The organism is Pseudoponticoccus marisrubri (assembly GCF_001482405.1).
GTDB classification, from domain to species: Bacteria; Pseudomonadota; Alphaproteobacteria; order Rhodobacterales; family Rhodobacteraceae; genus Pseudoponticoccus; species Pseudoponticoccus marisrubri.
Window position 1 is genome coordinate 343,482 of sequence record NZ_LPXO01000001.1, and the last position, 22,349, is coordinate 365,830.

12 protein-coding genes are annotated in these 22,349 nt (G+C 69.7%); 8 read left to right on the forward strand and 4 right to left on the reverse strand.

What is annotated here, in order from left to right; genetic code table 11:
• Window positions 1–3 precede the first annotated feature (3 nt).
• From AVJ23_RS01680 to dtd, 8 genes are all read left to right on the forward strand, one after another.
• Window positions 4–735 carry a proteasome-type protease gene (locus AVJ23_RS01680; RefSeq protein ID WP_058860414.1) on the forward strand — a complete coding sequence of 244 codons (732 nt, stop codon included), beginning with the start codon at window positions 4–6 and terminating at the stop codon, window positions 733–735.
• A 160-nt stretch (window positions 736–895) separates the two neighbouring features.
• Window positions 896–4,312, forward strand: a complete 3,417-nt coding sequence (locus tag AVJ23_RS01685) for a transglutaminase family protein (protein WP_058860415.1) — start codon at window positions 896–898, stop codon at window positions 4,310–4,312.
• Window positions 4,313–4,314: 2 nt separating this feature from the next.
• Complete coding sequence (locus AVJ23_RS01690; protein WP_058860416.1) at window positions 4,315–6,705, forward strand: circularly permuted type 2 ATP-grasp protein; 2,391 nt, start codon at window positions 4,315–4,317, stop codon at window positions 6,703–6,705.
• A gap of 15 nt (window positions 6,706–6,720) precedes the next feature.
• Complete coding sequence (locus tag AVJ23_RS01695) at window positions 6,721–7,599, forward strand: transglutaminase family protein (RefSeq protein ID WP_058860783.1); 879 nt, start codon at window positions 6,721–6,723, stop codon at window positions 7,597–7,599.
• 151 nt (window positions 7,600–7,750) lie between these two features.
• Window positions 7,751–9,496, forward strand: a complete 1,746-nt coding sequence (locus AVJ23_RS01700; RefSeq protein ID WP_058860417.1) for a sugar phosphorylase — start codon at window positions 7,751–7,753, stop codon at window positions 9,494–9,496.
• 63 nt (window positions 9,497–9,559) lie between these two features.
• Window positions 9,560–10,678 carry a TFIIB-type zinc finger domain-containing protein gene (locus AVJ23_RS01705; RefSeq protein ID WP_058860418.1) on the forward strand — a complete coding sequence of 373 codons (1,119 nt, stop codon included), beginning with the start codon at window positions 9,560–9,562 and terminating at the stop codon, window positions 10,676–10,678.
• A gap of 84 nt (window positions 10,679–10,762) precedes the next feature.
• Window positions 10,763–11,662 carry a carbohydrate kinase family protein gene (locus AVJ23_RS01710; protein ID WP_058860419.1) on the forward strand — a complete coding sequence of 300 codons (900 nt, stop codon included), beginning with the start codon at window positions 10,763–10,765 and terminating at the stop codon, window positions 11,660–11,662.
• Window positions 11,659–12,108 carry a D-aminoacyl-tRNA deacylase gene (dtd, locus tag AVJ23_RS01715; RefSeq protein WP_058860420.1) on the forward strand — a complete coding sequence of 150 codons (450 nt, stop codon included), beginning with the start codon at window positions 11,659–11,661 and terminating at the stop codon, window positions 12,106–12,108. The genes AVJ23_RS01710 and dtd overlap by 4 nt, the downstream gene beginning before the upstream one ends.
• Window positions 12,109–12,273: 165 nt before the next feature.
• On the opposite strand, the gene AVJ23_RS01720 is transcribed toward dtd, so the two are convergent.
• The 4 genes from AVJ23_RS01720 to AVJ23_RS01735 all read right to left on the reverse strand — a co-directional run bounded on the left by AVJ23_RS01720 (window position 12,274) and on the right by AVJ23_RS01735 (window position 22,280).
• Window positions 12,274–13,455, reverse strand: a complete 1,182-nt coding sequence (locus AVJ23_RS01720; protein ID WP_084794210.1) for an HlyD family type I secretion periplasmic adaptor subunit — start codon at window positions 13,453–13,455, stop codon at window positions 12,274–12,276.
• Window positions 13,455–15,668, reverse strand: a complete 2,214-nt coding sequence (locus AVJ23_RS01725) for an ATP-binding cassette domain-containing protein (RefSeq protein ID WP_058860784.1) — start codon at window positions 15,666–15,668, stop codon at window positions 13,455–13,457. Before AVJ23_RS01725 ends, AVJ23_RS01720 begins: the two co-directional genes overlap by 1 nt.
• Window positions 15,669–15,673: 5 nt before the next feature.
• Complete coding sequence (locus AVJ23_RS01730) at window positions 15,674–16,996, reverse strand: TolC family protein (RefSeq protein WP_084794213.1); 1,323 nt, start codon at window positions 16,994–16,996, stop codon at window positions 15,674–15,676.
• An 85-nt stretch (window positions 16,997–17,081) separates the two neighbouring features.
• The gene (locus tag AVJ23_RS01735; protein ID WP_058860422.1) at window positions 17,082–22,280 is read right to left on the reverse strand and encodes an Ig-like domain-containing protein; all 5,199 of its coding nucleotides are present in this window, start codon (window positions 22,278–22,280) and stop codon (window positions 17,082–17,084) included.
• Window positions 22,281–22,349 lie beyond the last annotated feature (69 nt).

The following is a 22,349-nucleotide window of genomic DNA, read 5'->3' on the forward strand; positions in this document are numbered from 1 at the left end:
GACATGACCTATTGCGTTGGCATGATGCTCGATGCCGGTCTCGTCTTCATGTCCGACACCCGGACCAATGCCGGGCTCGACAACATCTCGACCTTCCGCAAGATGTTCCACTGGGACAAGCCCGGCGAGCGGATGATCACGCTGATGACCGCCGGCAACCTGGCCACCACGCAGGCCGTGGTCAGCCTGCTGGACGAGCGCACCAAGGCCCACGACGAGCGCGACCCCTCGATCCTGGCCGTGCCCTCGATGTTCCAGGCCGCCAAACTGGTGGCCGAGACCCTGCGCGAGGTGATCGCGAAACAGGCCGGCGAGGGCATGGAGGCCAGCACCGCCTTCAATGCCACGCTGATCATCGGCGGCCAGATCGCCGGCGGCCCGCCGCGGCTGTTCCTGATCTACCCCGAGGGCAATTTCATCGAGGCCGGGTCCGACACGCCCTATTTCCAGACCGGCGAGATCAAGTACGGCCGCCCGATCCTCGTGCGCGCCTTCGAGCCGGGGCTGAGCTTCGACGAGGCCATGCGCCTGCTCTGCGTCAGCTTCGACAGCACCATCAAGGCCAACCTGACCGTCGGCCTGCCGCTGGACTACCACCTGTACAGGGCGGACAGCTTCGAGATCGGCACGACCGGCCGGATCGCGGCAGACTCCGAGTATTTCCAAGCGATCTCGCAGGGTTGGGGCGACGCGCTCAAGAACGCGCTGGACAGCCTGCCGGTCTTCGGTGACTGACCGGGGTGATCCGCCCCCGTTGCCCGGACCGACCGGCGCCCGTTCTTTCAGCACAGTGGCGCGGGATTGGCCCGCGCGGGCACCGGCCCCGACGGCGCAGGCTTTACACGCCGTGCGACGCCCTGTCATCTGAACCCGGACAATCACAAAGGGGACGCCCATGGCGATCACGGCAAGCGTCTATCACCTGACCCATTACGAATATGACCGCCCCGTCATGCTGTCGCCCCAGATCATCCGGCTGCGCCCTGCCCCGCACAGCCGGACGCGGGTGATCTCGCATTCGCTCAAGATCAGCCCGACAGACCATTTCGTGAACCACCAGCAGGACCCCTATGGCAACTGGCTGGCCCGGTTCGTCTTCCCCGAGCCAGTGCGCGAGTTGAAGATCGAGGTCGACCTCGTGGCCGACATGACGGTCTACAACCCGTTCGACTTCTTCACCGAGGACTACGCCAAGGACTGGCCCTTCGACTATGGCGAGGATTTCGGCCATGACCTGCAGATCTACCTGAACCCCGAGCCGGCCGGCCCGCGGCTGAAGGACTACCTTGCCGCGATCCCGCGCCAGAGCACCGGCACGGTGGATTTCCTCGTCGATCTGAACATGAAACTGCAGCAGCAGATCGGCTACATCATCCGCATGGAGCCCGGCGTGCAGACGCCGGAAGAGACGCTGGAGCGCGGCAAGGGCTCGTGCCGCGACACCTCGTGGCTGCTGGTGCAGATCCTGCGCCACCTGGGTTTTGCGGCGCGCTTCTGCTCGGGCTACCTGATCCAGCTGAAACCGGACCTTGTGTCGCTGGACGGGCCACCGGGCACGGATCACGATTTCACCGACCTGCATGCCTGGGCCGAGGTCTTCCTGCCCGGGGCCGGTTGGATCGGGCTGGACCCGACCTCGGGGCTGCTGACCGGCGAAAGCCACATCCCGCTGGCCGCGACGCCGCATTACCGCAACGCCGCCCCCATCGTGGGCGGCTTCACCGGCGATCCCGAGACGCAGACCACCTTCCATTTCGACATGACCGTGGCGCGCACGGCCGAGCATCCGCGCATCACCAAGCCTTTCTCGGACGAGGCCTGGGACGCGCTGGACAAGCTGGGCCACCAGGTGGACGCGGCGATCGAGCGGCAGGACATGCGCCTGACCATGGGCGGCGAGCCGACCTTCGTGTCGATCGACGATTTCCAGTCCGACGAGTGGAACACCGCCGCGGTGGGCCCGCAGAAACGCGCGCTGGCCGACACGCTGATCCGCCGGCTGCGCGGGCGCTTCGCGCCGGGCGGATTCCTGCATTACGGCCAGGGCAAGTGGTACCCGGGCGAGACGCTGCCGCGCTGGACCTTCGCGCTTTACTGGCGCCGCGACGGCAAGCCGGTCTGGAAGAACGACGCCCATGTCGCGCGCGAGAACCCGGCACAGGCGGCCGGCATCGCCGAGGCCGAGAGCTTCCTGTCGAAATTCGCCGAGAACCTCGGCATCCCGCGAGACCACGCGCAACCCGCCTTCGAGGACCCGGCCGAATGGGTGCTGCGCGAGGCCGGCCTGCCGGCCAATGTCTCGCCCGAGGACAGCAAGCTGAAGGATCCCGAGGCGCGGGCGCGCATCGCGCGGGTCTTCAACCGCGGCCTGACAGAGCCTGCGGGCTACGTGCTGCCGCTGCAGCGGCTCTGGCAGTCGCGCGCCTCGGGGCGCTGGCAGTCGGAATACTGGCGTCCGCGGCGAGGCCATCTCTTCCTGATCCCCGGCGACAGCCCGGTGGGCTATCGCCTGCCGCTGGGCGGGCTGCCCTATATCACGCCGGTCGCCTACCCTTACATCTATCCGGCAGACCCGTCCGAGATCCCGGCCACGCCCCTGCCCGACGTGCATGCCGATCTCGACGAGCGCCGCCGTGCCATCCTCGAGGAGCTGGAGCGCATCGCGCGCGAAGAGGCCGAGACCCTGCCGCCGGTCACGCAGGGCCGCGACCAGGATGTCGCCTCGTCGCGGCAGGACATGCGCCGGCGCGAGGAGCAGCGCCAGATGGGCGGCGTGGACCCGGCCACCGGCGCGGTGCGCACCGCCATCGCGATCGAGCCGCGCGACGGCAAGCTGTGCCTGTTCATGCCGCCGACCACCACGCTCGAGGACTATCTCGAGCTGCTCGCCAATGCCGAGGCCACCGCCGAGGAGCTGGGCCTGCCGATCCATGTCGAGGGCTACGCCCCGCCCGACGATCCGCGCATGAACGTCATCAAGGTGGCCCCCGATCCCGGCGTGATCGAGGTCAACATCCACCCCGCCCACAGCTGGGAGGACTGCAAGGCCATCACGCAGGGCGTCTATGAAGAGGCGCGGCACTGCCGGCTGGGCGCCGACAAGTTCATGATCGACGGCAAGCATACCGGCACCGGTGGCGGCAACCATGTCGTGGTGGGCGGGGGCACGACCTACGATTCCCCCTTCCTGCGCCGGCCGGACATGCTGCGCTCGATCGTGCTGCACTGGCTGCGTCACCCGTCGCTGTCCTACCTGTTCTCGGGCACCTTCATCGGCCCGACCAGCCAGGCGCCGCGGATCGACGAGGCGCGGCACGACACGCTCTACGAGCTGGAGATCGCGCTGAACCACATTCCCGACCCGGGCGACGGCACGCAGCCGCAGCCCTGGCTGGTGGACCGGCTGCTGCGCAACATGCTGATCGACGTGACCGGCAACACCCACCGGGCCGAGATCTGCATCGACAAGCTGTTCTCGCCCGACGGGCCGACCGGCCGGCTGGGACTGGTGGAGTTCCGCGGCTTCGAGATGCCGCCCGACGCCAAGATGAGCCTCGCCCAGCAGGTGCTGCTGCGCGCGCTGCTGGCGCGGTTCTGGGCGGCGCCGATCAAGGGCACGCCGCCACGCTGGGGCACCGTGCTGCATGACCGCTTCATGCTGCCGCATTTCGTCTGGGCCGATTTCCTCGACGTGCTGCGCGACCTTGGCGATCACGGCTTCCACTTCCGCCCCGACTGGTACGAGGCGCAGGCCGAGTTCCGTTTCCCCTTCTGCGGCGAAGTCGAGTACGAGGGCGTGCACCTGGAGCTGCGCCAGGCGCTGGAGCCCTGGCACGTGCTGGGCGAGCGCGGCGCCATCGGCGGGACGGTGCGCTATACCGACAGCTCGGTCGAGCGCATGCAGGTCAAGCTGAACTCGCTGAACCCGGGGCGCTACATCGTCACCGCCAATGGCCGCCGCGTGCCGCTGACCGGCACGGGCACCAGCGGCGAAGAGATCGCCGGCGTGCGCTTCAAGGCGTGGCAGCCGCCGGATTCGCTGCACCCCACCCTGCCCACCAACGTGCCGCTGGTCTTCGACATCTTCGACACCTGGACCGGCCGGGCGCTGGGGGGCTGCCGCTATCACGTGGCGCATCCGGGCGGACGCAACTACGACACCTTCCCGGTCAATGCCAACGAGGCCGAGGCCCGCAGGCTGGCGCGGTTCGAAAAGATGGGCCACACGCCCGGCGGCTATTGGCCTGCCGAGGAAAACGTGCATCCTGAGTTCCCGATGACGCTGGACCTGCGCCGACCACCCGGACTCTGATCATGACCGCACCCGACCCCGACCTGCGCAAGCTGGTCGAGGGATATTCCCCACCGAATGGCGTGGCCGACGAGCTGTTGCAGCCCGACGGGCGGCTGCGGCCGGTCTGGCGCCCGCTGATGCGGCTGATCGCGCAGGAAGAGCCCGAGGCGCTGGCCGAACGGTTCCGGCGCGGCGACCAGTACCTGCACGACGCCGGCGTCTACTACCGGCAATATTCCGGCTCGGGCTCGACCGAGCGGGACTGGCCGCTCAGCCACGTGCCGGTGATGATCGGCGCCGAGGAATGGGAGACGCTGGGCGCCGGCATCGTGCAGCGCGCCGAGCTGCTGGAACGGGTGATGGCCGATCTCTACGGCCCCGGCCGGCTGGTCGAGGACGGCCACCTGCCCGCCGAGATCGTCACCCGGATCCCCGAATGGCTGCGCCCCATGGTGGGCGTGCCGCCCCGCTCGGGGCATTACCTGCATTTCCTCGCCTTCGAGCTGGGCCGCGCGCCCGACGGGCAGTGGTTCGTGCTGGGCGACCGCACGCAGGCGCCCTCGGGCGCGGGCTTCGCGCTGGAAAACCGGATGGCCACGGGGCGGGTCTTTCCCGACGTCTTTGCCCGGGCCAATGTCACGCGGCTGGCCGGGTTCTTCCGCAGCTTCCGCGACACGCTGAACGGCTATCGCAGCCAGCCGGGCGGGCGCGTGGGCATCCTGACCCCCGGCCAGCACAACGCCACCTATTACGAGCACGCCTACATGGCGCGCTACCTGGGCTTCATGCTGCTGGAGGGCGACGATCTGCGGGTCGAGGATGACCGTCTGACCGTGCGCACCATCCGCGGCTCCGAGCCGGTCAACGTGCTGTGGCGGCGGCTGGATTCCAGCTATGCCGACCCGCTGGAGCTAAACGGCGCATCGACGCTGGGCACGCCCGGTATGGTCTCGGCACTGCGGGCCGGCGCCTTCACCATGGTCAACGCGCTGGGATCGGGCGTGCTCGAGGCACGCGCGCTGCTGGCCTTCCTGCCCCGCATCGCCGAAGAGCTGACCGGCGCACCGCTGCGCCTGCCCAACATCGCCACCTGGTGGTGCGGCCAGGCGGCCGAGCGCGCCTATGTGCGCGACAACCTGTCCCGGATGATGATCGGGCCGGCCTATTCGACCCGCCTGCCCTTCGACGTGGATGACGCCACCGCGCTGGGGGGGCGGTTCCGCGGCACCGCGCATCCCTCGATCTCGGACTGGCTGGAGGCCGAGGGCAGCCAGCTGGTGGGGCAGGAGGCCGTGACCCTGTCCACCACGCCGGCGATGATCGACGGCGCGCTGGTGCCGCGGCCGATGGTGATGCGCGTCTTCGCCGCCCGCACCCGCGACGGCTGGACGGTGATGCCGGGCGGCTATGCGCGGATCGGCCGGACCGAGGACCCCACCGCGCTGGCGCTGCAGGATGGCGGCTCGGTCGCCGATGTCTGGATCGTCGGCAAGGACCGGGTCGATCCCGACACGCTGGCCCCCAGCCAGACCGGCGCGGCGCGCTACCGCAAGCAGGGCAACCTGCCTTCGCGCGCGGCCGACAACCTGTTCTGGATGGGCCGCTACGTGGAGCGCGCCGACAGCGCGGTGCGCCTGCTGCGCGCCTATCACCTGCGCCTGCAGGACAGCGGCCTGCAGGAGACGCCGCTGCTGGCCCATGTGCAGGGCCATCTCGACGGCATGGGGCTGAGCACCGAGCGCGGCGTGCCCGAGGGGCTGCAGGAGCTCTTCGACAGCGCGCAGAACTGTGCCGGCAAGGTGCGCGACCGCTTTTCGACCGATGGCTGGAACGCGCTTGGCGACCTGTCGCTCTCGGCGCGCGCGCTGAGCCGGGCGGAGTCGCGCGGTGATGCCGCGGCGCGCGAGCTGAGCATGCTGCTGCGCAAGCTGGCGGGCTTTGCCGGGCTGGTGCATGACAACATGTACCATTCCTCCGGCTGGCGCTTCCTGTCGATCGGCCGCGCGCTGGAACGCGCGTTGCAGACCACCTGGCTGCTGGACAGCTTCGCCGACCCCGAGGCGCCGCGCGGCAGTTTCGACGTGGCCATCGAGATGGGCGACAGCGTGATGACCCATCGCCGTCTCTACCCGGTCGAGGCCAATCGCGACACCCTGATCGACCTCATGGTGCTGGAGCGCGAGAACCCGCGTTCGGTGCTCTACCAGCTCGACCGGCTGCGCGAGCTCGAGGTGATGCTGCCGATGAAGGCCGAGGATGTGCGCATGTCGGATCTGGCGCGCCTCATCCTGCGCACACAGACCGCGCTCTCGGTGGCGCATCCCGAAGAGGTCACCGGGGCGCAGCTGGGCGGGCTGCGGGCCGATCTGTCGGCCATGTCCGACGAGCTCTCCGCGCGCTACCTGCAGTGAGGCCCGCCCGTGCCCATCCTCTATGACATCAGGCTTGCCATTTCCTACAGCTACTCGGCGCCGGCGGGCGCGCATCGCACGGTGTTGCGGATGCTGCCGCGCGACCGCGACGGGCAGCGCGTGCTGCGCGGGGCGCTGCGGGTCGAGCCGGCCGAGGATTTCCGGCGCGACAGCCTCGATTTCTTCGGCAACCCGCGGACCGAGCTGTCGCATGCCCGGCCGCTGAGCGCAGTCAGCTTCACCTTCGAGGGGCGGCTGCTGCGCGACGCGCCCGAGTTGCCGCTGGACCTGTCCTGCGGCCTGTCCGAGCTGCGCGCCGAGATCGCCGCGGTGCACAGCATCGCGCCGGACAGCCCGCATCACTTCACCGGCCCCTCGCCCCGCGTGGCGCCGGATCCTGCGATCACCGCCTTTGCCCGCGAGGCCACGTCCGGCGCGCGCTCGGTCCGGGCCATCGTGGCGGCGCTGTCGCGGGCGATCCATGACGGGTTCGCCTTCGACCCGGCCGCGACCGACGTGGCCACCGACCCCGCGCAGGCCTTTGCCCAGCGCCGCGGCGTCTGCCAGGATTTCAGCCACGTGATGATCGCGGGGCTGCGCGGGTTGGGCATCCCGGCGGGCTATGTCTCGGGCTTCCTGCGCACGATCCCGCCCGAGGGGCAGCCGCCGCTGGACGGGGTGGATGCCATGCATGCCTGGGTGCGCGCCTGGTGCGGGGCCGAGACCGGATGGCTCGAGATCGACCCGACCAATGACCGGTGGGCCGGCGCCGATCACGTCACCGTGGCGGTGGGGCGCGATTACGGCGACGTCTCGCCCGTCAAGGGCGCGCTGCGCAGCGCCGGCGGGCATGGCACCAGCCACAGCGTCGACGTCGTGCCGGTGCGCCCCTGAGCCGGCCGACAAGCGCCTGTTTCGGCGGCAGATGCCCGGAAAATCCCCAGACCGACCGGCCGCGCCCGCCCGGCCCGCTTTCAACCACCCCGTGACGTGGTATACCCGTCCCTTGACGACAGACCCCGCGCCTCAGGAGATCCCGCACCCGATGCCCGAGACCTCGACCGCCCTGCACCAGCGTCTGCGCCGCCTGCTGTTCGCCATCTATCCCGAGCAAGACCCCGACGCGCTGGCCCGTCAGGTCGTCGAGGCGTTCTGGCCCGAGGGGCACAGCGCGCGCAAACGCGCCCGCAAGGCCGGCAACACGCTCTGGTCGCAGCGCGACGGCATCCTGATCACCTATGGCGACTCGCTGATCGACGGGGTCTACAAGCCGCTCGACCTGCTGCGCGACTTCCTGGTCGAGCACATGAGCGGCGTGGTCAACGGGGTGCACATCCTTCCCTTCTTTCCCTTCACCTCGGATGACGGCTTTGCGGTGACCGATTACCGCAAGGTGAACCCGACGCTGGGCGACTGGCCGGACATCACCCGCATCGGCGAGGCGTTCCACCTGATGTCGGACCTCGTGCTGAACCATGTGTCGAGCCAGGGCACGTGGTTCAACGCCTACCGCCAGCGCCAGGCCCCCTATGACCGGTTCTTCTACGAGGCCTCGCCCGAGGATGACGTCTCGACCGTCGTGCGCCCGCGCACCACGCCGCTGCTGCAGGAGATCGAGACGCTGGACGGCATCCGCCATGTCTGGTGCACCTTCAGCCATGACCAGGTGGATCTGGATTTCCGCAACCCCGAGGTGCTGCTCGAGATCATCCGCATCATCCGCCTGCATGTCGAGATGGGCGTGCGCATCGTGCGGCTGGACGCGGTGGCCTTCGTCTGGAAGGAGCCGGGCACGCCCTCGATCCACCTGCCCCAGACCCATGCCATCGTGCAGCTGCTGCGCGTGCTGTCGGATTTCGCCGCCGAACCGCTGATCCTGCTGACCGAGACCAACGTGCCCAAGGCCGAGAACCTGTCCTATTTCGGCCAGTGCAACGAGGCCCACTGGATCTACAACTTCCCGCTGCCGCCGCTGATCCTGCACGCGCTGCTGTCGGGCGATGCGCGCTACCTGCTGGGCTGGCAGCGCGCCATGCCGCCCGCCCCGCATGGCTGCGCCTACCTGAATTTCAGCGCCAGCCATGACGGGATCGGGATGCGCCCGGCCGAGGGGCTGCTGCCCGAGGACGAGGTCGCGCGCATGATCGAGACCGTCAAGCTGTCCGGCGGGCTGGCCTCGATGCGCAGCCTGCCCGGCGGGGGCGAGTCGGTCTACGAGCTGAACACCACCTATTTCTCGGCCATGGCGCGGACCTATGCCGGCGAGGACGCGCACCAGGTCGCGCGGTTCCTGTGCTCACAGACCATCGTCATGTCGCTGGAAGGGATCCCCGCCTTCTACATCCATGCCATGCTGGCCACGCCGAACGACCTCGAGGGCGTCGAGCGGCGCGGCATGAACCGGGCCATCAACCGGCACCGTTGGGATTATCCCAGCCTGCAGGAGAAGCTGGCCGATCCCGCCTCGGACCAGGCAAGGGTGATGGCCGCCCTCTCGGAACGTATGCGGCTGCGCGCGCAGCAGCCGGCCTTCCATCCCAATGCCACGCAGTTCACCCTGCATCTGGACGACCGGGTCTTCGGGCTCTGGCGGCAGGCGCTGGACCGCAGCCAGTCGATCTTTGCGCTGCACAATGTCAGCGGCGACCGGGTGGACCTGCCCTCGGGCGCGCTCAACCTGATCGCCGACGAGACCTGGGTTGACCTGCTCTCGGGCGAGGAGCTGACCCCCGACCAGACCGGCGTCTCGCTCGATCCCTACCAGTGTCGCTGGATCACCAACCGGCGCTGAGCCCGGCGGGCGGCGCGCGCTTTTTCGTTTGAAGCGCCCGGCCGGACATGCTGATCTCGGGCCATGACCGACACGCCGCCGCCCCTGCCCTCGGGCCCGACCGAGGAACACCGCTTTCCCTGCGACCAATGCGGGTCGGACCTGCGTTTCGACCCCGAGGCCGGCCGGCTGGTCTGCGACCATTGCGGCAATACCGGCGAGATCGCCGGCGCCGGCCCGTGGGAGGGCGGTGTGCGCGAGCTGGATTTCAAGCAGGCCATGGCCAACCTGCTGCCCTTGCAGGAGATCGAGGAGACGCGGGTCACCACGTGCCCCAACTGCGCCGCCCAGATCGAGTTCGACCCCGATACGCATGCCGCCGAATGCCCCTATTGCGCGACGCCCGTGGTCACCGATACCGGCACGCATCGCCATATCAAGCCGCGCGGCCTGCTGCCCTTCGCGCTGGACGAGGCCGCCGCGCGCAAGGCGATGACCGACTGGCTGGGCGGGCTGTGGTTCGCGCCGAACGGGCTGCAGGACTATGCCCGCAAGGGGCGGCGCATGTCGGGCATCTACGTGCCCTACTGGACCTTCGACGCCCAGACCGCCTCGGCCTATCGCGGCGAGCGCGGCACGATCTACTACGAGACCCGGCAGGTGGTGCGCGACGGCAAGACCGAGACGGTGCGCGTGCAGAAGATCCGCTGGACCCCAGCCGCGGGGCGGGTGGCGCGCTTCTTCGACGACGTGTTGGTGCTGGCCTCCAAGGCGCTGCCCAAGCGCTTCACCGACGCGCTGGAGCCCTGGGACCTGTCGGCGATGGAACCCTACCGCCCCGAATTCCTCGCCGGGTTCCGGGCCGAGGGCTACCAGGTCGATCTCGATGACGGCTTCACCGAGGCGCGCGCCCGCATGGACCGCCAGATCGAGCGCGACGTGAAATTCGATATCGGCGGCGACCGCCAGCGCATCCACCGAATCGACACCGATGTCTCGGACGTGACCTTCAAGCACGTGCTGCTGCCGGTCTGGATGGCCGCCTACAAGTATCGCGGCAAGAGCTATCGCTTCGTGGTCAATGGCCGCACGGGCCGGGTGCAGGGCGAACGGCCCTGGTCGGCCTGGAAGATCGCGCTGGCCGTGCTGCTGGGCGTGATCGTGGCCGGCATCGCGGGCTACGTGATCGCGATGAACCAGTGAGCCGGCGCCCGCCCCCGTGCCGACACGGCTTCCCAGCCCGCGCGCTTTCGTGATAGATAGCGCTAACAATTCGAGGAGATCCCCATGATCCTGTGCTGCGGCGAAGCCCTGATCGACATGTTGCCCCGCAAGACCGAGGCCGGCGAAAGCGCCTTCGCCCCCCATGCGGGCGGCGCGGTGTTCAACACCGCCATCGCGCTGGGGCGCCTTGGCGCGCCCGCGGGCTATTTCGGCGGCCTGTCCACCGACCTCTTCGGCCAGATCCTCGAGGGCTCGCTGCGCGACAGCCGGGTGGATCACAGCCTCTGCCCGCGCAGCGACCGGCCCACCACGCTGGCCTTCGTGACCCTGACCGACGGGCAGGCACGCTACGCCTTCTACGACGAGAATACCGCCGGCCGACTGCTGTCGGAAAGCGACCTGCCCGGCGCGGACGCGCAGATCGACGCGCTGTTCTTCGGCGGCATCAGCCTCGTGGGCGAACCGGCGGCCGACAGCTATGCCGCGCTCTGCGCCCGCGCCGGGGACCGCCCGGTGATGATCGACCCCAATATCCGCCCCGGCTTCATCCGCGACGAGGCCGCCTACCGCGCGCGCCTGCAGACCATGCTGGGCCGCGCCGACATCGTGAAGATCTCGGACGAGGATCTCGACTGGCTGGGCAGCGACCCGGCCGAGCTGATCGCCGGCGGCACCCGCGTGCTGCTGCTGACCCGTGGCGCCGAGGGCGTGACCGTGCTGACCGCCGACGGCAATCTCGACGTGCCCGCCCGCAAGGTCGCGGTGGTCGACACGGTGGGCGCGGGCGACACGTTCAATGCGGGCTTTCTCGCCGGGCTGCACCGCGACGGGCTGCTCGACCGGGGCGCGCTGCAGGGCATCACGGCCGAGGCTTGCGCCCCCGCGGCCGAGCTCGGCACCCGCGCCGCCGCCATCACCGTCAGCCGCGCCGGGGCCAACCCGCCCTGGGACACCGAGCTGTGAGGGCGCTGATCCAGCGGGTCTCCGACGCCCGGGTCGAGATCAACGCCACAACGGTCGGCGAGATCGGCCCGGGGCTGCTGATCCTCGTCTGTGCCATGCAGGGCGACACCGAGGCCGACGCCGACCGGCTGGCCGGGAAGATCGCCAAGCTGCGCATCTTCCGCGACGCGGCCGGTCGCATGAACCGCTCCGTGCGCGACAGCGGCGGCGCGGCGCTCGTGGTCAGCCAGTTCACGCTGGCCGCCGACACGCGGCGCGGCAACCGCCCCGGTTTCTCCGCCGCCGCCTCCCCGGAGGAGGGCCAGCGGCTCTACGAGTATTTCGCCGCGGCGATGCAGGCACAGGGCCTGCCCGTGGCCACGGGGCGCTTCGGCGCCGACATGGCCGTGTCCCTGACCAATGACGGCCCCGTCACGATCTGGCTCGACACCGCCGACAAGGGCTGAGCCGCGACCAAGAGTACCCCGACCACGCCCCAGCCGCGCCACGACCGGCCAGCGCGCCCCCTCTTTCATCTTTCGAAAAATACTCCCGCCGGAGGCCCCTGCCCGCGCCAAACCGGACATCCGTCAGGCGCGACCAAGACCCGCTGTCACAGCCGGGCGCAGGCCTCACGGCTCGCGGAAGGCGTCGCGCGTCTTGTAGAGCGGCTTGAGCAGGTATTGCAGCACCGTCTTCTCGCCGGTGTGCAGCTCGGCCTGCGCCATCATGCCGGGGCGGATCTCGATCCCGGACTGCCGCTCGGTCAGCTCGGACAGGTCGACGCGGATCTGCACCTTGTAATGCGGCGGCGCCTCGGGGCGGCGCTCGTCGCGGAACGTGTCGGCCGAGATGATGTCCACCCGGCCCTTCAGCGTGCCGTAGATCGTGTAATCATAGGCGGTCAGCTTGATCGTCGCGGCCTGGCCTGGGCGGATATTGGCGATGTCCTCGGGATGGACCTGCGCCTCGACGAACAGCTCCTCGCCCGCCGGGATGATCTGCATGATCTCCTCGCCCGGGCGCACCACCCCGCCGATCGTGGTGACGGCAAGGTTGTTGACCACCCCGTGCATGGGCGAGACCAGCACCGTGCGGTTCAGCTGGTCCTGGCTGGCCTTGAGGTTCTGGCGCAGCGTGGCCAGTTCCTTCAGCGTGTCGGAATAGGCCTCAGCGCGGGCCAGCTCGGTCTGGGTGACGATCTCGTCATGCAGCTTCTTGGCATCGGCATGGGCCTTGCGGGCGCGCGTCACCTCGATCAGGGCGACGACCTTCTGGTCCAGCAGGTCCTCCATCAGCCGCATCTCGGCGGTCGCTTCCTGCAGCACCTGCCGCGCGCCCTCGCGACGGCTGACGAAATCGGCCTGCCGCGCGGCCAGCAGCGCGCGTTCCGAGGCCACGATATCGGGCGAGCGCTGCGCCAGCGCGGCGGGCACCTCGAATTCGGCCGCGCCGCGCAGCTCGGCCTCCAGCCGCAGGCGACGGATCTCCAGCGCGGTGATCTGGTCCTGCAGGTCGTCCACCGAGGACTGGAACTGCGTCGGGTGCAGCCGGGCCAGCAGGTCGCCGCGCATCACCTCGTCGCCCTCCTTGACCATCAGCTCGGTCAGGATGCCGCCCTCGAGGTTCTGGATGATCTGAGGCCGCGAGGAGGAGATGATCTCGCCCTCCGCGCGCACGATCTCGTCCAGCCAGGCGACCGAGGCCCAGACGATGAAGGCCCAGACCGCCAGCGCGCAGAGCCAGATCGTGGTCGAGGGCCCGCGCAGCGTGGCCGAAAGCTGCGATGCGAGGTTGGTGGAGGATACGGCCATCACGCGGCTCCCTGTCCGGCGGTGCGCAGGTGGTCCAGCACCTGATCACGCGGCCCGTCGATCGCGATGCGGCCCTGCGCCAGCACCGTGGTGCGGCTGGCCAGCGACAGGATCGGCACGCGATGGGTGGCGATTACCGCGGTGCGTCCTTCCAGCCAGCCCTCCAGCCGCGAGATCAAGGTCTTCTCCAGCGTCTGGTCCAGCGCGGCGGTGGGTTCGTCCAGCAGGCAGATATCGGGATCCTGCAGCCAGAGCCGCGCCCAGCCGATGCTCTGGCGCTGGCCGACCGACAGCCCCTGCCCGCCATCGGTGATGTCGAGATCCAGCCCCTTGGGATGCGCCTTGACGAACTGGCCCAGCCCGGCAAAGTCCAGCGCCTCGTAGAGCCGCTCGTCATTGCGCTCCAGCAGGGTCAGGTTGAGATTGTCGCGCAGCGTGCCCTGGAACAGGCGCACATCCTGGCCCAGGTAGCCGATGGCGCGGCGCAGGTCGCGCGGCTCGATCTGGGCCATCTCGGTGCCGTCGACCAGCACCTTGCCGGCCTGCGGCGCGTAGAGCCCGCTGAGGATCTTCAGCAGCGTGGACTTGCCCGAGCCGTTGGCGCCCAGCACCGCCAGCGTCTGGCCGGGCTGGATCCTGAGGCTCTGCAGGTCCAGCACCGCAACCCCCTCGGGATCGTAGCGATAGCTGACGCCCTGCAGCTCGTACTGGCCCGACAGGCTTTCGCGGCGCAGGTAGCTGCGCGTCGCCGAGCGGTCCTGCGGCGCCTCGGCCAGCCGGTCCAGCCCGTCCAGCGCCGCCTTGACATTGCCCCACCGCGCGAGGATGCCGGACAGCTGCGTCAGCGGCGCCAGCGTGCGCGAGGACAGGATGCCCACGGCGATGATCGTACCGACGGTGAAATTGCCCGCGAAAACAAGGTAAGTGCCCGCGATCACGGCGCCGACATAGGTGGCCTGCTGCAGCCCCTGGCTCCAGAAGGTCAGCGTGGCGGCCAACTTGCGCTGGTCCGAGCTTTTCAGCGCCTGCACGGCGGTCAGCTCTTCCCAGATGCGGGCAAAACGGTCCTCGGCGCGCTGGGTCTTGATTGTGTCCAGCTCGACCACGGTTTCCTGAAGCAGCCGCGCCTGCTTGGCCGCGGCGCCGTGCATCTCCTGTGTCAGCCGGATCATGCGGCGCTGCAGGAAGAAGCCCGGGATCACCATCAGCAGCCCGCCGGCGACCAGCACCCAGACCACGTTGCCCGCGATCGACCAGACCAGCAGCAGGAAGACGAAGATGAAGGGGATGTCGGCCAGCGCCCCCGCGGTCGAGGCGGTGAAGAACTCGCGCACCGAGCCGAATTCCCGCATCGCCGAGAAGAGCTGCGAGGGCGAGCGCCCCACCATGTCCGAGCGCATGCCCAGAAGCCGGGTCATCAGGATCTTCTGCGCGCCCATCTCGATCTGCCGCCCCGCCCCGTCCAGCAACTGCGAGCGCGCAACCTTCAGGAAGGCCTCGAGCAGCAGCGCCACGACGGCGCCGGCGGCCAGCACCCAGAGCGTCGCCTCGGACTGGTGCGGGATCACCCGGTCATAGACCTGCAGCGAGAACAGCGCCACCGAGACGGCCAGCAGGTTGGCCACGAAAGAGCCCAGCGCCACCTCGGCGAATTGCCGGCGGAACTGGCCGAACTGGCCCCAGAACCAATGTGTCTTGCGCTCGACATTGGCATGGGTGTCCGACAGCAGCCGGACCGGCGCCTCGGCGCGCACCACCTGCCCCGAGAAATAGCTGCCGAACTCGTCGATCGCGACCTCGGACTGGCGATGGGCCGTGGTGTCGTCATAGATCGTCAGCGTGTCGCCGTCCTGCGACAGGACCAGCACGACCTGCCCGTTGCTCATCAGCGCCAGCGCGGGCCAGAGGCCGGGGGCCAGCGTGTCGGGCTCGTCCTCCAGCCCCATGAGGCCGGCAGCCTCGACCCCGGCGCGCAGCGCGGCCGGGCCGAACGTGTCCTCGGGGCCGGCATGGCGGGTCAGCGCGTCGAGGATGTCCTGCGCCTTGCCCTCGACCCCCAGCCGGCCGGCCAGTACTCGGATCAGGTCGGCGCGGGCGCGGGCCCGGGCCGAGTGGCGCGGCGCGCGGCGTGCGCTGTTGGCGGCGGCCGAGGGCTTGGGGACGGCGCGCAGCACCGCCCGGCCCGTGCCGCGCGCGGCGGCCTGATCCGGCATGTCGGTCAAATCTCTGCCCCCTCGGCCAAAGCCCCCTGCAGCCGCGCCAGCTCCAGCGCGGCGCGGGCGGCCTTGTATTTCAGCTCGATCTCACGTTCGAGCGCAGCAGCATAGGTCTCGTAGACGCCGACCACGTCCATCACCTGGCGCTGACCGCCCTGGTATTGCTGCTGGAACAGGTCGAGATTGGTCTTGGCCTGCCGCGTCAGCCCCGCCGCCTCGGTGGCCTGCCGGCGATAGGCCGAAAGCTGGCTGGACTGGGTCTGCACCTTGCGCTCGGCCACCTCGCGCGCCTCGGCGACGCGGCGCTCGGCGCTGACCTTGGTGGCCTCGATCGCCTCGAACTCGGCCATGGTGCCCAGCGAGAACAGCGTGTCGGTGGTCACGTCCAGCGAGGCGGTGGGCTGCGAGGTGCCGCCAGAGGCGCCCACCGACAGGCCCGGCAGGTGCTGGGCCCGCGCGATGCGCGCCTCGGCGATGGTGCGTTCATACTCGGCCCGCGCGCGCAGCACGCCCAGCGCCTCGCCCGGGGGGGTATCGGTCAGCCCGCCCAGCCCGGACACGCCGTCCAGCGGGCGGCCGGCCATGGCGGCCAGCTCGGCCAGCGCGGTGGTGGTGGTCTCGCGCGCCTCCAGCCGGTCGGCGCGCATCTGGGCCAGCTTCTGCTGCAGGATGTTGAGGTCCGAGCGGTCCGAGACGCCCCCCGCAACCCGCTGCTGCATGACCCATTCGAAATGCGTCATGTCCTCGATCGCGCCGGCCAGGTGGGCGGCGAATTCCCGGTTCTCTTCCGCCGTCACGTACAGCGACAGCGCGTCGAACACGCGGGTATTGCCGTCCTCGACCAGCGCGACGGCGGCAAACTCCACGTCGGCCTTGGCCAGGTCGCGCTCCGCCTTCTTGCGGCCATTGTCGAAGATCACCTGGTTGATCACCAGGTCGGCCACGAAATCGCCCAGCGAGGTCAGCGAAATGCTAGGCCCGATCCGCGGCATCCAGTTGTTGCGCGCGGCCTCGGCGCGCAGCTGTGCCACGCGCAGCTCGGCGGCCGCGACACGTGCATCCGAGGCGATCACCGCTGCGGCGACCTGCGCATAGGGCGTGCCCGGCTCGATCACCGAGGGGCGGATCTGCAGGGCGTGGATGATGGGGGAGGCATCGGCGGAGCGGATCACGGCGGGCTCGGCCGCCGCGCGCTGCCCCTCGGCCACGACGACGGGATCGGCGCCGCGAAACCGCGACACCGTCCCCTCGGCGAATGTCTTCAAACAGCCGGGCAGCACCGTCAGCGCGACGATCAGGCCCAGGCTCTGCCTGCCAATGCTCATTCGTGCCCCCGTCTCGGCGCGATTATCGTTGTATCGGGATCCGGGGCCCGGTTCGGCCGGGCCTCCGGACGTGGTATCCGCGGTCTCAGACCACCCCGGTCGAGACGTTGGTGATGTCGTCCTCGATCAGGATCGTGGCATCGCCCAGCGAGAAGCTATTGTAGCCGGTGCCATCCTCGCCGGTGACGCTGCCATTGGCGGTCGCCCCGGTGATGGTGACGCTGTCATCGCTGCCGCCCTCGACCACCAGCGTGTCGCTGGTCTGCGACAGCGCGAGGATCTGGTCCTCGGTGATGGTCAGGTGGCTGTCCTCGGCGAATTGCAGGTCGATCGTCTCGACCTGGAAGGCCGACAGCGACCCGGCCAGCTCGTCGGTCATCGCCACTTCCGAGGTGCGGGTGTCGTCGACCACCAGATAGGTGCCCGATGTGTTGCCCGCCGCATCCGTGCCGCTGACCACCAGGTGCGAGCCGTCGGGCACGACCTCGGTGAAGGCGAAGGAGGTCTCGTTCAGCACCGGGATCTCGACGGCGGAATTGCCCACCGGGTCGATCTCGGCATCCGAGACCACATGGCCGATGGCCACCGCGTCGTCGGTCGTCTCGATCGAGATGCCGCGCAGACCGGTATGGTCGCGGGTGTAGCTCTCGACATCAGGCGAGTCCGGCACGTCGGTGTCGATCGAGATCGTGTCGCTGATCGAGCGGGTGTTGCCGGCCGCATCGGTCGCGTCGACCTGCACCGGCGCCTCGAGCGTGCCCTCGGGGATCGATTCCGGCGGAATGTCCGCGCTCCAGCTGCCATCGGCCTCGACACTCGCCACATGCGCCACGCCGCCCACGGTCACCACGACCTCGGAGCCGGGCTCGACCACGCCGGTGAGCGAGATGCCCTGCAGCGCCTCGATCGCGTTGACCACGTCATCGGCGGTGACCGGATCGGCCGACATGGCCAGCCGGTTGACCTCGGTATCGACGGCAAAGCTCACCGTGGCGTCGGCCGTGTTGCCCGCCGCGTCAGTGGTCGTCACCTGTGCCTCGGTCGGGTACTCGCCCGCCGCGATGGCGCTGGCCGGGAAGTCGACCGACCAGTTGCCCTCGGGATCCACGCCGGCGGCGATCGTCTGGCCGGCGAAGGTCACCGCGACCGAACCGCCCGGCTCGGTGGTGCCCGACAGGGTGAAGCCGTCCGACGCCTCGTCGGCATTGATGATGTTGTCACCTTCCACAGGGTCGGTGGAGGTGGCGAAGTTCAGCACCTCGGTGTCGAAGTTCAGCGTGTCGGTCCGGGTCAGCGTGTTGCCCGCGCTGTCGGTGATCGTCGCCGTGATGTCCGCGGTATAGGTGCCTGCCGCCAGCTCACCGGCCGCGAAGGGCGCGGTCCAGATGCCGTTGGCCGCGGTCTCGACCGTGTGGGTGACGCCGTTCATCGTGACATCGACCATCTGGCCGGGGTTGGAGGTGCCGCGCAGGATCACCCCGTCCGAGGCCTCGGCCGCGTTCACCATGTCGTCGCCCTCGACCGGCTCGGGGCTGATGGTCAGCATCCCGGCATCGGTGTCAAAGCGCACGTCCTGGGTGATCGTGTCGGTATTGCCGGCCGGGTCGGTGGCCGTGGCGGTCAGGGTCACGGTGCGCTCGCCATCGGGCAGCTGTGCCGGGGCGAAGCTTGCCGTCCAGCTGCCATCGGCGGCGACCAGCGCCTCGACCTGCTCGCCATCGAGATCCAGTGTCACCGTGCCGCCCGGCTCGGTCGTGCCGGTCAGGGTCAGGCCAGCGGCGGCTTCCTCGGCATTGACCACCGCGTCGGCCCCGCCCGGGGTCGCGGTGACGGCGAAGTCGCGCACCAGCGTGTCCACGTCCAGGGTTCCGGTCGCGGTGGCGGTGTTGCCGGCCGCATCCGTGGCAGTGGCGGTGACGTCCAGCACGCGCTCGCCCTCGGGGATGTCGAAGGCGGCGAAATCGGCGCTCCAGCTGCCATCGGACGCGACCGAGGCGCTGCGGGTGAGCGCGCCCAGCGTGACCTCGACCGTGGCGCCCGGTTCAGCCGCGCCGGTCAGCGTCACGCCATCGGCATGCTCGACCGCGTTGACCACGCCGTCGCCTTCCACGTCATCGGTATCGACGCTGACCGAGGTCAGGGTGTCGATGGCGATGGTGCCGGTGGCGGTGGCAAGGTTGCCGGCCGCGTCCGTCGAGGTGGCGGTCACCGACAGGCTGCGCTCGCCTTCCGGCACGGTTCCGGCGGGGATGGTCACCTGCCAGGTGCCGCTGTCCGAGACGGTGGCGGACAGGGTGGTGCCGGCCACGGTGACCTCGACCGCGGCGCCGGGATTGCCCTCGCCCGTCAGGACCACGCCATCGGCGCGTTCCGCCGCGTTGACGGTGCCATCACCCTCCACCGTGTCGTCTTTAAGCGTGATCGCGTTCAGCGTATCGATCGCGATGCTGCCGGAGGTGGTGGCCACGTTGCCGGCCGCGTCCGTCGCGGTGACCACGGCCTCGGCCGAGGTCTCGCCCTCGGGCAGGCGGCCCGCCGGGATCGCGACCGACCATGCGCCGTCGGTGCCGGCGGTGGTGGTCAGGGTCTCGCCCGCCACGGCGACCGAGATCGCGGCGCCGGCCTCGGCCGTGCCGGTCAGGGTCACGCTGCCGGCCTGTTCTGCGGCATTGACCACGCCGTCGCCGGCCACGCTGGCCGTGTCCACGGTCACGCCGGTCACGGTGTCGATATCCACGTTGCCCGTGGTGCCGGCGGTGTTGCCCGCGGCGTCGGTCGCGGTGACCTCGACATCGAGGCTGGTCTCGCCCTCGGGGATGTCGGCGGCCGGAAGCGCGACGCTCCAGCTGCCGTCGCCCGAGACGGTGGTGGAGAGCACCTGCCCTGCCACGGCGACCGAGATCGCCGCGCCGGGCTCACCGGTGCCGGTCAACGCCAGACCGTCCGCACGGTCGGCGGCGTTGATGACGGAGCCCGTTTCGTCCAGCGTCACGCTGGTCACGGTGTCGATATCCACGCTGCCCGTGGTGCCGGCGGTGTTGCCTGCCGCGTCGGTCGCGGTGACCTCGACATCGAGGCTGGTCTCGCCCTCGGGGATATCGGCGGCCGGAAGCGCGACGCTCCAGCTGCCGTCGCCCGAGACGGTGGTGGAGAGCACCTGCCCCGCCACGGCGACCGAGATCGCCGCGCCGGGCTCACCGGTGCCGGTCAGCGCCAGACCGTCCGCACGGTCGGCCGCGTTTATGACGGAGCCCATGTCGTCCAGCGTCACGCCGGTCACGGTGTCGACCGGGATCTCGCCCGAGGTGCTGGCCGTGTTGCCGTAGGCATCGGTCGCGACCGCGCTGACCGTGACGGTTGTCTCGCCCTCAGGCAGGGTGCCGGCGGGGAGCGTCACGCTCCAGCTGCCATCGGTTTCGGCCGTGGTGTCCAGCGTCGCGCCGGCCACGGTGACAGTGACCGAGGCGCCGGGCTCGGCCGTGCCGGTCAGCGACACGCTGCCGTCACGCTCGGTCGCGTTGATGATGCCGTCGCCGCCCACCGTGTCGGTGTCGATGGTGACCGACGTCTCGGTGTCGATGGTGAAATCATGCGTCAGCGCGCTGGCATTGCCCGCCCCGTCGGTCGAGGTGACACTCGCCGTGACATCGCGCGTGCCGCCCGTCAGGGTGCCGCCCTCGAAGGTGACCGACCAGCTGCCATCCTCGGCGGTGGTGGCGCTGCGGCTGGTGCCGTCAACCACGACCTCGACGGTCGCGCCGGGCTGGCTGGTGCCGGTGAAGGTCACGCCCGCGTCGATCTCGTCGCCACCGATCACGTCATCGCCGGTCAGCGGCGTGTTGGTCAGCGCCACCTCGTTCACGGTGTCGATGCGGATCGCGCTTTGGGTCGCGCTGGGATTGCCCGCCGCGTCCACGGTCGAGGCGGTGACGGTCGTGTCATACTCGCCGCCCGAGAAATCGCCCGAGGTCACGTCGACCGACCAGTTGCCATCGGCACCGGTCACGACCTCGCGGGTCAGGTCCTCGAACACCACGGTGACCACGGCGCCCGGGGCCGAGCTGCCGGTGATCTGGAACCCGGCATCGGCATCGTCGCCGTTCACGAGGTCATCCGAGGTGACCGGGTCGATGCTGATCGGGTTCGGCACGGTGTCGATCTCGACCGCGTCGGTGATCGTGCCGGTATTACCGAAATCATCGGTGGCCGAGATGGTCACGTCCTGCGTGTACTCGCCACCCGGCAGCACGGTATCGTCGAAGGTGAAGCTCCAACTGCCATCCTCGCCGGCCGTGTCGGTCTGGCTGTGCTCGTCGATGGTGACGGTCACGGTGGCGCCCGGCTCGGTCACGCCCACGATGGTGACCCCGTCGGTGTGATCCTCGGCGTTGAAGACATCGCCCTGCGAGACGGTGCCGTCCGTGGTCTCGACCACCGGCGGGGTGGTGTCGATCTCGTAGCTGGGCCCGTCCAGCTCGGTCTCGGTCCCGTCGGGATCGGTGACCGTCACGTCGATATCGTCATAAGTGCCGTCATCGGGGAAGGTGTCGCCCTCGAAGACCACTTCCCAGGTGCCGTCCTCGTCCGCGGTGCCGGTGACGGTCTCGTCGCCGATCACCACCTCGACCTCGGAGTCGGGGTTGGCCGTGCCGGTGACCGTCACGGAGGGATCGTCGCCGCCGACCTGCACGTTGTCATCGGGGTTGTCGACGGTGGGCGGATTCCAGGTGGAGCCGCCGCCATTGCCGTCGCCGCCGCCGCCCAGCAGCGCCGCGGCACCCAGCCCGGCCGCGCCCAGCCCGGCCGCGCCTAACAGGCCCGGGGCCGCGCCCAGCAGGCCGGTGGCCAGCATGCTGACCTCTTCCTCTTCGCCGGTATAGGGCATCTCGGCGACGACGGTCGGCTCCTGCACGAAGATCAGGTCGTCCGAGGGGCTCCACTTGCCCCAGGTCTCGGTCGGGCCGTATTGCGCGAAGAGCGCGCCGGCGCTGGGATCGACGAAGCTGACCTCGTTCAGGATCCCGTCCGAGCTGAGGAAAAGCCGGTTGGCATCGGCGCCGTCAGGGCCGAAATAGCCCTCCAGCACCACCACGCGCCCGTCGGCCAGCGTGATCAGCAGGTCATCGCCCGCACGGTCATAGCCGCGCAGGTCGAGTTGCCGGATGTTCAGGGAAATGTCGTTGCCCGCGCCTGCCGGGATGAGAAAGGACTCATCCGGACCGCCCACGGAACCATGCTGGACCGTACCCGCACGGGTACGGATCACGAAATCGATCGCGTTCATGATACCACCGCTCTACCTCTGGGGACGGCCGATTTTGTGCCTGTGGCCGTCTTGTTGTTCTTGCTCTGG

Coding starts and splice junctions, on each gene's coding strand:
- AVJ23_RS01720 (WP_084794210.1), bottom strand. CDS start 13,455: ATGGCCGTATCCTCCACCAACCTCGCATCGCAGCTTTCGGCCACGCTG.
- AVJ23_RS01725 (WP_058860784.1), bottom strand. CDS start 15,668: ATGCCGGATCAGGCCGCCGCGCGCGGCACGGGCCGGGCGGTGCTGCGC.
- AVJ23_RS01700 (WP_058860417.1), top strand. CDS start 7,751: ATGCCCGAGACCTCGACCGCCCTGCACCAGCGTCTGCGCCGCCTGCTG.
- AVJ23_RS01710 (WP_058860419.1), top strand. CDS start 10,763: ATGATCCTGTGCTGCGGCGAAGCCCTGATCGACATGTTGCCCCGCAAG.
- AVJ23_RS01680 (WP_058860414.1), top strand. CDS start 4: ATGACCTATTGCGTTGGCATGATGCTCGATGCCGGTCTCGTCTTCATG.
- AVJ23_RS01735 (WP_058860422.1), bottom strand. CDS start 22,280: ATGAACGCGATCGATTTCGTGATCCGTACCCGTGCGGGTACGGTCCAG.
- AVJ23_RS01685 (WP_058860415.1), top strand. CDS start 896: ATGGCGATCACGGCAAGCGTCTATCACCTGACCCATTACGAATATGAC.
- AVJ23_RS01730 (WP_084794213.1), bottom strand. CDS start 16,996: ATGAGCATTGGCAGGCAGAGCCTGGGCCTGATCGTCGCGCTGACGGTG.
- AVJ23_RS01690 (WP_058860416.1), top strand. CDS start 4,315: ATGACCGCACCCGACCCCGACCTGCGCAAGCTGGTCGAGGGATATTCC.
- AVJ23_RS01705 (WP_058860418.1), top strand. CDS start 9,560: ATGACCGACACGCCGCCGCCCCTGCCCTCGGGCCCGACCGAGGAACAC.